At 56.1% G+C, this 13,098-nt stretch carries 6 protein-coding genes and 6 pseudogenes; 2 read left to right on the top strand and 10 right to left on the bottom strand.

Annotated elements, in window-relative coordinates; genetic code table 11:
- The first annotated feature begins 13 nt into the window (after positions 1-13).
- A pseudogene (csgG, locus tag GM30_RS21345) lies at positions 14-804 on the top strand (curli production assembly/transport protein CsgG).
- A 43-nt stretch (positions 805-847) separates the two neighbouring features.
- Here csgG and GM30_RS21340 read toward each other — a convergent pair.
- The 5 genes and pseudogenes from GM30_RS21340 to GM30_RS21320 all read right to left on the bottom strand — a co-directional run bounded on the left by GM30_RS21340 (position 848) and on the right by GM30_RS21320 (position 5,241).
- Entirely contained in the window at positions 848-1,330 is a 483-nt protein-coding gene (locus tag GM30_RS21340; protein ID WP_155484026.1) for a DUF1097 domain-containing protein, read from the bottom strand.
- Positions 1,331-1,426: 96 nt separating this feature from the next.
- Positions 1,427-1,981 carry a TorD/DmsD family molecular chaperone gene (locus GM30_RS21335; RefSeq protein WP_049850226.1) on the bottom strand — a complete coding sequence of 185 codons (555 nt, stop codon included), beginning with the start codon at positions 1,979-1,981 and terminating at the stop codon, positions 1,427-1,429.
- A gap of 21 nt (positions 1,982-2,002) precedes the next feature.
- Positions 2,003-2,740, bottom strand: coding sequence for a phosphatase (locus GM30_RS21330; RefSeq protein ID WP_049850225.1), 738 nt, complete (start codon positions 2,738-2,740; stop codon positions 2,003-2,005).
- Between the two features lie 90 nt (positions 2,741-2,830).
- A pseudogene (ghrA, locus tag GM30_RS21325) lies at positions 2,831-3,753 on the bottom strand (glyoxylate/hydroxypyruvate reductase GhrA).
- 690 nt (positions 3,754-4,443) lie between these two features.
- Positions 4,444-5,241 carry a LysR substrate-binding domain-containing protein gene (locus GM30_RS21320; protein WP_049850224.1) on the bottom strand — a complete coding sequence of 266 codons (798 nt, stop codon included), beginning with the start codon at positions 5,239-5,241 and terminating at the stop codon, positions 4,444-4,446.
- A 115-nt stretch (positions 5,242-5,356) separates the two neighbouring features.
- Between GM30_RS21320 and GM30_RS28285 the strand changes: the two are divergent.
- A pseudogene (locus tag GM30_RS28285) lies at positions 5,357-6,167 on the top strand (pirin family protein).
- A 625-nt stretch (positions 6,168-6,792) separates the two neighbouring features.
- Here GM30_RS28285 and phoH read toward each other — a convergent pair.
- From phoH to putP, 5 genes and pseudogenes are all read right to left on the bottom strand, one after another.
- Positions 6,793-7,581: a phosphate starvation-inducible protein PhoH gene (gene phoH, locus GM30_RS21310; RefSeq protein ID WP_049850223.1), complete on the bottom strand. Its 789-nt coding sequence runs from the start codon at positions 7,579-7,581 to the stop codon at positions 6,793-6,795.
- Positions 7,582-8,151: 570 nt separating this feature from the next.
- Positions 8,152-9,388: pseudogene (gene efeB, locus GM30_RS21300) on the bottom strand (iron uptake transporter deferrochelatase/peroxidase subunit).
- A gap of 5 nt (positions 9,389-9,393) precedes the next feature.
- A pseudogene (gene efeO / locus GM30_RS21295) lies at positions 9,394-10,522 on the bottom strand (iron uptake system protein EfeO).
- Positions 10,519-11,325 carry an iron uptake transporter permease EfeU gene (efeU, locus tag GM30_RS21290; RefSeq protein WP_049850222.1) on the bottom strand — a complete coding sequence of 269 codons (807 nt, stop codon included), beginning with the start codon at positions 11,323-11,325 and terminating at the stop codon, positions 10,519-10,521. The pseudogene efeO and the gene efeU overlap by 4 nt, the downstream one beginning before the upstream one ends.
- A 201-nt stretch (positions 11,326-11,526) precedes the next feature.
- A pseudogene (putP, locus tag GM30_RS26450) lies at positions 11,527-12,957 on the bottom strand (sodium/proline symporter PutP).
- Positions 12,958-13,098 lie beyond the last annotated feature (141 nt).

The following is a 13,098-nucleotide window of genomic DNA, read 5'->3' as shown; positions in this document are numbered from 1 at the left end:
CAGGACGACTATCATGCAGCGCTTATTACTTCTCCTGGCCGTCAGTTTATTGAGCGGATGTTTAACGGCCCCGCCAAAAGAAGCCGCCAGACCGACCTTAATGCCGCGGGCGCAGAGCTACCGTGACCTGACCCATTTACCGATGCCCAGCGGGAAGATTTTTGTTTCGGTGTACAACATTCAGGATGAAACCGGGCAGTTCAAGCCCTACCCGGCCAGTAACTTCTCCACCGCCGTTCCGCAGAGCGCCACCGCCATGCTGGTGACGGCGCTGAAGGATTCGCGCTGGTTTGTACCGCTTGAGCGACAGGGTCTGCAGAACCTGCTGAACGAACGCAAAATCATTCGCGCGGCGCAGGAAAACGGCACGGTGGCGATTAACAACCGCATTCCGCTGCAGTCACTGACTGCAGCCAATATCATGATTGAGGGTTCGATTATTGGCTACGAAAGCAATGTGAAGTCGGGCGGCGTGGGGGCGCGCTACTTCGGGATTGGGGCAGATACGCAATATCAGCTCGATCAAATTGCGGTCAATCTGCGAGTGGTAAACGTCAGTACCGGCGAAGTGCTCTCATCGGTGAACACCAGCAAAACCATTCTTTCGTATGAAGTGCNGGGGAAATTGGCTACACCGCCAACGAGCCTGTGATGCTGTGCCTGATGTCGGCGATTGAAACGGGGGTTATCTACCTGATCAATGATGGCATCGACCGCAGCCTGTGGGATCTGCAAAACAAAGCGGATCTGAACAACCCGGTGCTGGCTAAATACCGCGAGATGTCCGTTCCGCCGGAATCCTGATAATCGGCAAAAAAAGAGCGTGACACTCAGGCCACGCTCTTTTTTATTCGCGTTGCAGCGACGGTGAATCCGCTTTAAGTCGCCGGGACGCCAGCCATAGTCCGCTGTTTTTCATCGCATAACCAAACAGCAGCCCCAGCGCCAGCGACGGAACAATCACCCGCCAGTCACCCTGCCCGGCAAAGGTCGCGCCCGCGCCAATAAAGGTGCCGGGAACAAACGACAGCAGCAGCTGTTTTGCCTGAATGCACATCAGGAACGCAACAATACCGGTCATGGAATAGCTGAGGATGTCCAGGTGCGGCGCCAGCGCGCTGCCATACATAATAACCTGCGCCCACAGGACACCGCTCATCACCGTGCAGGTGGCAATCAGCAGCCCTTTCATCCCACCCTGCGGACAGGCGAAATAGGCGGTACAGCCGAGAAATCCAGCCCAGCTCAGTAAACCCAAAGAGACAGCCACCCAGCCCCAGATACCGGAGAGAATGCCTGTCGTCAGTGCAATAGAAAAGAGTATGTTCATGGCGCGAATCATAGCAGAAACGCGCCACGCGAATGTGATGTTGAACACATTATCATCACGCAATGATTTCACGTTACATTGATAATGTGATTTATATCACTCTTCATTCTCTTCCTGTAATTCGTCCCACATAGCGGAAATCGCTTCGCGGGTCAGCGGCGCCATGGTCCGCCAGAACGGGGTGGCAGCATGCGCTTCCAGCTTGCCAAGGAAAGTGCCACACCACGGCAGCAGGTAGTCTGCGAACAGGGTTTCCAGCGCCTCGCTTTCATCCTCTTCTGACTGGTCTTCAAGCCAGGAGGCGGCCAGCAGCAACGTGCCAAAATGGTCGGCAGGCGCGTCGCTAAGCGGCATACCGCGTTCGGACAAGAACGCACGCACATCCGCTTCTTTGATCTCGCTCTGCCAGTGGCTGGCAAACGGCGACACGCTGCACTCGTCGCCAACGAACAGCGCGTTGTAATCGGCCGCAATCTGTTGCCCGTCGCAGCTTTTCTGCAGGCGTTCCAGCAGCTCGTCCTGCTCCAGCGGCCAGCTTTCCGCCAGTTTGCCTTCACGGATCAGGGTGAACAGCGGCACCAGCAGCGGATCCTGCGGCTGACGGTAGTAGAGCGAACCCAGCACGCGGCAGAGGATTGAAAACTCGTTCATTCAGTGGTTCCAGTTAATAAATTACAGTTCAGAAAATTCAGGGATCGGTGCCATCCCGCGTGATTCCAGGAAATTCAGGAAACGGCGCGGCGTAACGTTAAGAATGCGATCTTCCGGGAAATCGACAGCATCGAGGATTTTCCGACATTCGGTGAAATCGCCCAGCGTAAACGCCGTATGCGAATCAGACCCGAGCGCAACCCAGCCGCCCGCGTCGCGCACAGCTTCGGCAATGGCACGGCAGTTGTCTTCGCTGCCGATACGGGACGCGACAAATGACGAGTTGTTAATCTCGAGCGCCACCTGATATTTCGCGGCGGCTTTGGCAATTGCCGGAATATCAACCGGGAATTTCGGGTTACCGGGATGGCTGATGATATGCACGTTGCCGCTGGCCATGGTGGCAATCATCGCTTCGGTATGGGTGGCTTTGTCCTGCGGCGGGAAAACCGGCTCGTGGAAACCGGCGATGATGAGATCCAATGACGTCAGCATCGGTCCGGTACAGTCAATTTCGCCCTGGGTATTTTTAATGTTTGCTTCGATGCCACGCAGAATGCCCACGCCATCCACCATGCGCGGCCAGATGCGCATATTGATAAAATGCCAGTGGTGCGGCGCATCGGCCATATCGGGGCCGTGATCGGTGATAGCAAACAGCGCGATCCCTTTGCGCTTCGCCTCAGCAATATAATCGTGAAGGGTACTGTAGGCATGGGTGCTGGCGACGGTGTGCATGTGCAGGTCGACGGGATACATTGCTCTCTCCTCTCTGTTTTAGGCCAAGGATAACAGGATTGCGTGAACTTTATGAGTAAAAAACCCGCCGCCATCCGCGGGGCGCTGTACTCAATACCCCAACTGACGATCCACCTGCCCGCGGACCGGCTCACCGCGCTCGAGCTGCAGAATGGTGCGCGAGATAACCTCGATCGCCTGCGCCGGACGCGTGACCGCCGCTACATGCGGCGTTATCGCCACCCGTGGGTGTTTCCACAGCGGGCTTTCTGCGGGCAGCGGCTCCTGACTGAACACGTCCAGCATCGCGCCTTTAACTTTGCCACGTTCCAGCGCCTGCAACAGATCCGCTTCAATGACATGCACGCCACGCGCCAGGTTGAGCACATAGCACGCATCTCTGAGCTGATTTAATAACGACGCGTTGATGATCCCTACCGTTTCCGGCGTGTTGGGCAACAGGTTGATCAGCACGCGAGTCTCGCGCAAAAAGTCCGGTAGCGCGTCTTTACCCGCAAAACTGGTNTGCGCCTGCGGCTCCAGCAACGCACCGGAAAACCCCATGCGAGCAGGCTTTCCGCCACTTTACTGCCGAGCACGCCCGCGCCCAAAATGCCGATGGTAAAATCTTCGCGATGGTATTCCGGCAACGGCTGCCAGTTAACCGCATTTTTTTGCTGCTGATAATCGTCGAAACGACGGAACCAGTGCAGCACCTGGCTGACGGCGTATTCCTGCATCTGCTCAGCCATGCCGGTATCTTCAAGGCGAAACAGCGGCGTGGTTTCCGGCAACATCTCCGGGTGGGCTTTGAGCTGGCTCAGAATCGAATCCACCCCTGCACCCAGCGCAAACACCGCTTTCAGCGTGCGCCCCTGCAGCATCTCCACCGGGGGATGCCAGACCAGCGCATAATCTGCAGGCCCGTTATCGCCGCTTTTCCATTCACGCACCTTCGCGCCGGGGATGTGCTTCTCCAGTTCTGCAATCCAGAACGGAATATCAAACGTGGGATGATAGAAAATGATGTCCATAATGTCTCCAGACGGATTACCGCGCTTTTGCGGTTACTGGTTGTTTTATCGCGGATTGTCAGCATAGCAAATTTCGCTCACGCGGCCTTTAAAAAGCCGATTGCTGCCAAAAAAAGCGTTTCCGGCTCGATTTAGAAGCAAGTTGCCTGAAGATTAGCTAAACGCACGATTTTTTTAAAAAGTCAGTTGACGATCGGTATGGTTTTCCCTACATTAGCGGCCGTCCCGGCGACGCCGGGNGAACGCAGTGAGCGGGCTGCCCGCAGGGCGAGCGAAGCGAGTCAATCCCCCCCTCACCGCCATATTTGCAGAAGAGCTCGTACGGAAGTGCGGGCTTTTTTTTCGCATATTGCACGGCCCTGGGGGGGATGAGAACGCCCGACCGGGGGTCGACAACGTGCTTTAGCACGTTGGACAGACTGCGAACGCAGTGAGCGGGCTGCCCGCAGGGCGAGCGAAGCGAGTCAATCCCCCCCTCACCGCCATATTTGAGGAAGAGCTCGTACGGAAGTGCGGGCTTTTTTTTCGCATATTGCACGGCCCTNGCGTTGGCCTCGAAGAGGTGAGGCCCAAGGATGGGCCGAGTAATGGCGAGCGAAGCGAGTCAATCCCCCCCGGAGCCAACATTCAGCCCGGTGTTCACGGAGCCATGCTCCTGTCGGGTGGCGCTTCGCTTACCCGACCTACATTTTAATCCTCCACCATCGCCCGATACTCCTCCGTGAGAAAATCCACCAGCGCCCTGACGGACGGCAGCAGTCCACGGCGGGACGGAAACAGCGCGTGGATCACTTCCCGGCGCGGCTCCCACTCTTTCAACACCACCACCAGTTCGCCGGAAGCCAGCTGGTCACGCACCATTAACAACGGTAACTGCACCACCCCGACACCGGCGATGGCGGCTTCGCGCAGCGCCAGCATATCTGAGGTAATCAGCCGCGGGATAAAATGCACGTCGGCATGCGCACCGTCGGGACCGTACAGCGACCACTGGTGCAGATGTCTGCCTTCGCTCAGGCTCAATCCGGGCCAGNCATCAAACGGGCGCGGCAGCACACGGATCGCCACGTCCACGCCCTCGCCCACCACATCGACGCGGCGGTTGGTGGCTTCCAGGTGCAGTTTAACGTCCGGGTAACGCACCATGAATTTCGCCAGCATCGCGCCAACATGGACGTGTAGCAGCGTCACCGGGCAGGTAATTTTCACCGTGCCTCGGGGCTCCACCTGCAGTGCGGCAATCGCATCCTGCGCGGCTTCCGCTTCCACCATCATCGCTTTGCAGTGCTGATAAAACGTCTGCCCCAGCTCGGTGACCGTAAACTGCCGCGTTGTTCGCTGGATAAGCCGCACGCCAAGCCGCTCTTCCAGTTGCGCAATGCGACGGCTCAGTTTAGATTTCGGCTGACCGAGCGCCCTCCCTGCCGCGGCGAATCCACCGTGATCCACCACCTGTACAAACCAGGCGAAGTCGTTGAGATCCTGCATGTTTGCTCCATTGTTCCCTTTTCAGAACAGTGTAGAGCATTTTTGCGCTCTACCCACCGATTAATGCCGTATGTAATCTAATTGACATTGAAAGTTCACATCGCAGGAGAGAGTTATGAAACGGATTACCGGTGTTTATACCGCGCCACGTCCACACTGGGTGGGTGATGGCTTTCCGGTGCGATCCCTGTTCTCTTACCAATCCCACGGCAAGCAGCTCAGCCCGTTTCTGCTGCTGGATTACGCGGGTCCGCACACCTTCCCTGCGGATGGCGTGAAACGTGGCGTCGGCGAGCATCCGCATCGTGGGTTTGAGACCGTTACGTTGGTCTACGCCGGTGAAGTGGAGCATCGCGACTCCACCGGCAAGGGCGGCGTGATTGGCCCCGGCGACGTGCAGTGGATGACAGCAGGTGCGGGTATTCTGCATGAAGAGTTTCACTCTGCCGATTTCTCACGTAAAGGCGGCGAGCTGAAGATGATTCAGCTGTGGGTCAATCTGCCCGCGAAAGACAAAATGGCCGCGCCGGGCTACCAGAGCATTACGCAGAACACTATTCCGGACGTCACGCTGCCTGACAATAGCGGCGCGCTGCGGGTAATTGCCGGTCATTATGGTGAGACGACAGGCCCGGCACACACCTGGTCGCCGATGAACGTCTGGGATATGACGCTGAATCAGGGGCACGATCTGACGCTGACGCAGCCGGAAGGCTGGAGCACGGCGCTGGTCATCCTGGAAGGCAGCGTGACGGTCAACGGTACATCAGACGCGCATGAAGGGCAGCTTGTCGTGCTGAGCCAGAGCGNGGGGGGAGCCGATCGACGAGCCGATTGTCGGCTACGGTCCGTTCGTGATGAACAGCAAAGCGGAGATCGCCGAAGCGATTCAGGATTTCAATTCTGGCCGTTTTGGTCAGATGTAACCTTCCCGGATCGGAGCATAAACTGTTCCCCGCCTCATGGACGATGCGGGGAATGATTATTGCTTAACCGAATGATACAGAAAGCTGAAAATAAACTTGACCGTTTTCCTGCAACTCCCTATAGTAGCGCCCCGTTGCCCCCCAAGAGGTCAGGCAACNTGAAGAAGAGCTCGCATGCAAATGCGGGCTTTTTTTCGCATATTGCGCTGCCCTGGGGGGATGAGAACGATCCCCCCCTCACCGCCATATTTGAAGAAGAGCTCGCATGCAAATGCGGGCTTTTTTTCGCATATTGCACTGCCCTGGGGGGGATGAGAACACCCGACCGGGGTTCGACAACGTGCTTTAGCACGTTGGACAGACTGCGAACGCAGTGAGCGGGCTGCCCGCAGGGCGAGCGAAGCGAGTCAATCCCCCCCTCACCGCCATATTTGAAGAAGAGCTCGCATGCAAATGCGGGCTTTTTTTCGCATATTGCGCTGCCCTGGGGGGATGAGAACCCTGAGTACAGCGCTTAGTTTCTGTCGGGTGGCGCTGCGCTTACCCGACCTACATTATCTTTGGCGCACTCCCAAAAAACAAAGCCCGGTTTCCCGGGCCCTGAGTGCAGTAACAGAGCACACCTTTAGCTATAGGCATTGAGCGTACGCTGGCAAAGCGCGGAGCGTACGCAGTCGTCTTTGGTGAAACGAACAATACCTATCATCTCGTCTTCCTCGAAACGTGCCAGCGCATCGCTTAACCCTGACTGAACGCCAGAGGGCAAATCACACTGAGTGATGTCGCCGTTCACGATAACGGTCACGTTCTCCCCGAGGCGCGTTAAGAACATTTTCATTTGCGCTGCGGTGACGTTCTGGGCCTCGTCAAGGATCACCACCGCATTTTCAAAGGTACGTCCACGCATGTAGGCGAACGGCGCGATTTCCACCTTACCAATTTCTGGTCGCAGGCAGTATTGCATAAAGGATGCGCCCAGCCGCTTCACGAGCACGTCGTAAACGGGCCGGAAATACGGCGCAAACTTCTCGGAAATGTCTCCGGGTAAGAAGCCGAGATCTTCGTCAGCTTGCAGGACCGGACGGGTCACAATGATCCTGTCCACATCCTTATGTATCAGGGCCTCCGCCGCTTTCGCCGCGCTGATCCAGGTTTTACCGCATCCGGCTTCACCGGTTGCGAAGATCAGCTGCTTACTCTCGATAGCATTCAGGTAGTGCACCTGAGCGTCATTACGCGCTTCAACTGGAGAAGTATCACGGCCTTCCCGTGCCATGCCAATTGATTCCACGCCACTCATCTGCACAAGCGAGGTGACCGATTCTTCTTCACGCTGTTTATGGCTGCGTGAATCTCGTCTCAGCACACGTTTTGCTTCACGACGAGCTTTGATCACTGCTTTTTGTCTTCCCATGGATAGCACCTTGCGTTGTAGGTATTCATCACACGCGCCTTGAACGGCACGACTATGCGTACGAACGTTTGAGGTTTGGCTTCCTTGTAAGCCATTGCTTGCTGCTGGAAATAGTGTAAGCGCACGATGCCATGCACCATGAACCACACCGGTGAATGCATTTGCTGTAGAGAATAAGGAAAATTCAGGGGTGAAGAAGTCGCTGCCGGAGTCTGAGCCTCCGCGCTGGGTGTTGCGGGTTGTTACTTTTCTGACCTGTCCAGTACAGGACGCTACCATTAGCGATCTCCATCGTGAAACTACATCACTGTCGGGAACTACCGCTTATGTCAATAAGTACATCACAAATTATCATTAGTGCAACATATTTTTTACTTGAACATAACGTTCAGCTTCCCGAGCAGTTCGGGAAAGTATCTGGCATTTATATTACAGAAATATATCAATAGTTTGGAATCAGAAAAAATATCGAATTATTGATAATTGAATTATGCGCACAAAAAACAATAAGCTTAAAAAGTATTTCTTGTCTACAAAAGAATGCAACCTGCCCTGCGGGCAGGTTGTTTATCAGGCACTTAGCAGTGTTTCGCCAAGGTAGTGGTGCTTGTCTTTCGCGGCGGGCAGTACAAAGAAAAATCCGCCGCCTATCGGTTTGATGTACTCTTCCAGCGCCTCGCCGTTGAGTCTTTTCTGCACTGTCAGGAAACCCTTTTCCAAATCGTGCTGATAACAGACGAAAAGCAACCCCATGTCGAGCTGGCCGGAGTTTGTCGCACCGAGGGAGTAGCTGTAACCCCGGCGCATCATCAGGCTGGACTCGGTTTCCGGCGTCCGCGGGTTCGCCAGACGAATATGGCTGTCCAGCGCAATCACCTCGCCGTTTGGATCTTTACTGTAGTCCGGGACGTCGTGCTCATGCTGCATCCCCAGCGGCGCCCCACTCTGTTTGTCACGTCCAAAAATCGTCTGCTGCTCTTTGAGCGGCGTACGATCCCAGAACTCGACGTGGAACTGAATGATACGCACGGCCTGATAGGTGCCGCCCACCGCCCACGCGGGTTCGCCCTGATCGTCCGTGACCCAGACAATGTTATCCATCAGCGGCGTATCGGTACTGTCAGGGTTCGCGGTGCCATCCTTAAAGCCCAGCAGGTTCACTGGCGTCTCTTTGCCTTTGCTGCGCGCCGCGTGGTCAGAGATAAACCCTTCCCGCTTCCAGCGCACGCTCAACAGATCCGGCGAGTGCTTGATAATGTCACGCAGCGCGTGGATCACCGTGTCCTGCGTATTGGCGCAGATCTGCAACAGCAGGTCGCCGTGGCACAGCGAGGCATCCAGTGAGTCATTCGGAAAGCGCGTCATTTTCTGCAGCTTTTTCGGTGCCTTGCCGGCGAGGCCAAACCGTTCGTCGAACAGCGAATCTCCTACCGATACGGTGATCGTCAGGTTATCCGGTGCGATGTACNGGTGCGGGCCCGCCAGTGGTCAGAAAGGCAATACGCTGCGTGAGCAAACGAAACAGCCGCTCAAGATCGGCTTTGTCACTGGCCAACACATCAAACGCCACCAGCATCATCGAGGCCTGCTGCGGCGTCAGCACGCCTGACTGATGAAGACCATAGAACGGCTGCGTTTCCATACGTGCATCCGGCGACACGGTACCCGGCGCACTTTGCGGTTTTGCCGCATGGGCGACCCCCGGCCCCCCGCCGCTGATGGCCAGCGCGCCTCCCAGCGCACCGATACCTTTGAGTAAACGGCGGCGTGACGGTTCGTTCACGTCGTCATGCTTTTGTTCTGCCATGATGCTTAGTCCAGTCCCAGGATCCCGCGCAGCTGTGCCAGGTCTTCCGCCAGCGTGGTGATCGGCCCTTTCAGCGCGTTGCGATCAGCATTGGTCAGCTTGTCGTAAGTTTCATAACCGTCTTTGGTGCGGTATTTCATCAGGATGGCGTCAACCTTTTTGAAGTTGGCGTCGACTTTCGCCAGCAGCGCACTGTTCTCTTTTTGCAGCTGCGGACGCAGCAGGTCGACAATTTTCTGTGCGCCGTCGATGTTGGCCTGGAAATCCCACAGGTCGGTGTGGCTGTAACGATCTTCTTCGCCGCTGATTTTNGCCCGCCACTTCTTCAATCAGCCCGGCCGCGCCGCCCACCACTTTTGACGGCGGGAACGCCAGTTCGCTGATGCGTTTTTGCAGTTCAAGCACGTCGGTGTTCAACTGATCGGCATACTGTTCCATCCCTTTGGTGGTCTTGTCGCCAAACAGGGCTTTTTCGAGACGGTGGAAACCGGTGAATTTCGGGTCGTCTGCTTTCTGTTCGTAATCGTCTTCACGGGCATCGATGCTGCCATCGAGGTCAGAGAACAGCTCGGCGATCGGTTCGATGCGCTCGTAATGCTGACGGGTCGGTGCGTACAGCGCTTTTGCTTTTTCGATGTCTCCGGCTTTCACCGCATCGGTAAAGGCTTTAGTGCCTTTCACCAGCTCTGCGGTTTCGGCGGTGACGTAGGTTTTATAACGGGTGATGGCGTCCCCAAGGCTCAGCACGGCATTGGCTTTGGCGGCGTCAGCGGCGGTCGCTTCGCCTTTGACAATCAGCTTGCCTTTCGGGTTGGTCAGCAGGCCGCAAGTCATGTCATATTCGCCAGGCTGCAGGTTGGCGGTCATTTTCTGGGTGAACCCCGGGGCGATGTTTTCACGCTCTTCCACCACCATCACGCCTTTGAGGATTTCCCACTCCAGCGCTTTCTGACTGTGGTTCTGAATGATGAACTGGGTTTTCCCGGCGTTGACCGTGATGCTCATCGGTTCGCACTGTTTATCGTTAACGGTGACTTTTACCTGCGGAATATCCGCAGCCTGAGCGGCAAAAGCAGAAGCGAACAGCGCAGCAATACCCACTTGCAGCGCACTACGGCGGAAGTTAGTTGTCATGACCTATCCCTTTCAATAAGTATGTTGTAACTAAATAGNNGAAAAAAAAAGAAACCCGCCACTTCGCTGACGCTCGGCGCTTCCTGATAGCCGAAAATGCCCTCCAATAGCGTGCCAAACAGCGAATGGGTGGTCAGCACGTTGCTGAAATCAAACGCCACCTGCTGGAAGTTGTTCCACAACCCGGCTTCGTGGAAGGCGCGTATCGCTCCTGCCGCCAGCCCTGCCGCCACCAGCAGGATAAACAAGCTGGTCCATTTGAAAAACGCCCCAAGGTTCAGCCGGATGCCGCCCCAGTACAGCAGGAAACCGAGTACCACCGCCGTCGCCAGCCCAAGCACCGCGCCCAGCGGCGGCCAGATGCCGACATCCTGCTGGAACGCCGCCAGCAGGAAGAACACCGACTCCAGCCCTTCGCGCGCAACAGCGAAAAAGACCATCAGGATCAGCGCCCAGCCGTGGTGATTACCGCGTTGCAGCGCGTTATCCACCGCCTGTTCCAGCTGCTGTTTTACGTTGCGTGAGACTTTGCGCATCCAGAACACCATCCACGTCAGAATGACCACCGCGACCAGCGCCACCAGCCCTTCAAACAGCTCCTGCTCTTTCTGCGGGAACTCACCGGTGGTTTCGTTGATGAAGATGCCTAACCCGAGGCACAGCGCCGCGGCCAGTACCACACCGATCCACATCACGCCAATCCAGCGCCCGCGTTGGGTGCGCTTCAGATAACTGGCGATCAGGCTGACGATAAGCGCCGCCTCAAGTCCTTCACGTAACATAATGAGAAATGGAACAAACATGCCGACATCCTTAAATGTGAATCACGGTCAGTTGGTGCAAAGAAAAGTAAATCTTAGTGATTGCGATTATCATTACGCCAGAAATAAACACAAGCAAAATGTCGTGAGATTAATGACAGGATGTAAAAAGTGAGCGGGGAATGGATTCAGGAGAGGAATTCCTGAGCCCGAAAGCCGGACTCAGGATGGTTTTTCAGTCGCTTATTCCGCCTGTAAACGCGACGGCGGCGCAGAGTGGTAATGCGCATCGGCTTCTGCGAAACGCTGCTGCATAGCGGCAGACGGCGCTTTGCCCAGCAGACTGAAGATGATGATGCCGAGGCTGCCGAAAATAAAGCCCGGGATAATTTCATACAGATCCAGCCAGCCGAACTGTTTCCAGACAATCACGGTGACCGCGCCGATGACCATTCCGGCCAGCGCGCCGTTACGGGTCATGCGTGACCACAGTACGGAGAACAGCACCACCGGGCCAAACGCCGCACCAAAGCCCGCCCAGGCGTAGCTGACCAGACCAAGGACGCGGTTTTCCGGGTTGGCGGCCAGGGCAATCGCCACCAGTGCGACGGCCAGCACCATAAAGCGCCCTACCCATACCAGTTCTGTCTGGCTCGCGCCTTTACGCAGGAACGCTTTGTAGAGATCTTCCGTAATGGCGCTGGAGCAGACCAGCAGCTGACAGCTCAGGGTGGACATTACCGCCGCCAGAATCGCCGACAGCAGAATACCGGCAATCCACGGGTTAAACAGAATCTGTGCCAGTTCGATGAACACGCGTTCGGCGTTCTGGTTCACTGCGNCCGCCCCGCCACTGCGCCCGCCAGGCACAGGATCATCCAGGTCATACTGATGCGACGCGCATGCACAATGCTGTGGTGCGAATCTGCCGCCATAAAGCGCGCCAGAATATGCGGCTGCCCGAAATAACCCAGACCCCAGCCCATCAGCGAAATGATGGCAACGACGTTCAGTCCTTTCAGCATGTCGACGTTTTCAATGCTTTTCTGTTTGATCACTTCCAGCGAATCACCGAAACCGCCCACGGTAAGAATAACGATGACCGGGGTGAGGATCANNCCAGCTGACCGCCAGGAAGCCGCCAATGAAGGTATAAATGATGGTGGCCGCCGCACCGGCCCACAGCGCGGTTTCATAGCTCATCCCGAAAGTGCTTTCGAACAGACGCGCACCGGCGACAATCCCGGAAGCACAGTAGATGGTGAAGAACAGCAGAATGACCAGCGCGGAGATGATACGCAGCACGCGGCTGGTATCTTCAAAACGACCGGTGAAATAGTCCGGCAGCGTCAGGGCATTGTTGTTCACTTCGGTGTGGACACGCAGGCGACCAGCCACCAGTTTCCAGTTGATCCACGCCCCGACCGTCAGGCCGATGGCAATCCAGCTTTCGGAGATCCCGGAGATAAAAATCGCGCCCGGCAGGCCCATCAGCAGCCAGCCACTCATGTCCGACGCACCCGCCGATAATGCCGTGACGAAGGGCCCCAGGCTGCGGCCGCCAAGAATATAGTCATCAAAGTTTTTCGTGGAACGCCATGCGATAAACCCGATTAAGATCATGCCAAAGATATAGACGCAAAACGTCACCAGCATCGGTGTACTAATAGCCATTAAAACTCTCCAGAGCTCTTTTTATTCGCCGTTATGTTCCACCACCGGAACGGGGTGATGGTACTGTGACTGCCAGGGGGACAGTATCCTGACGGAAGCGTTGAAATTTCACAAACGATTTAACACATCATTTACAACGAT

This window comes from Trabulsiella odontotermitis (assembly GCF_001188485.1).
Classification (GTDB): domain Bacteria; phylum Pseudomonadota; class Gammaproteobacteria; order Enterobacterales; family Enterobacteriaceae; genus Trabulsiella; species Trabulsiella odontotermitis_A.
Note: the sequence above shows the minus strand (reverse complement) of the source record. Positions and strands in the feature narration are given on the sequence as shown.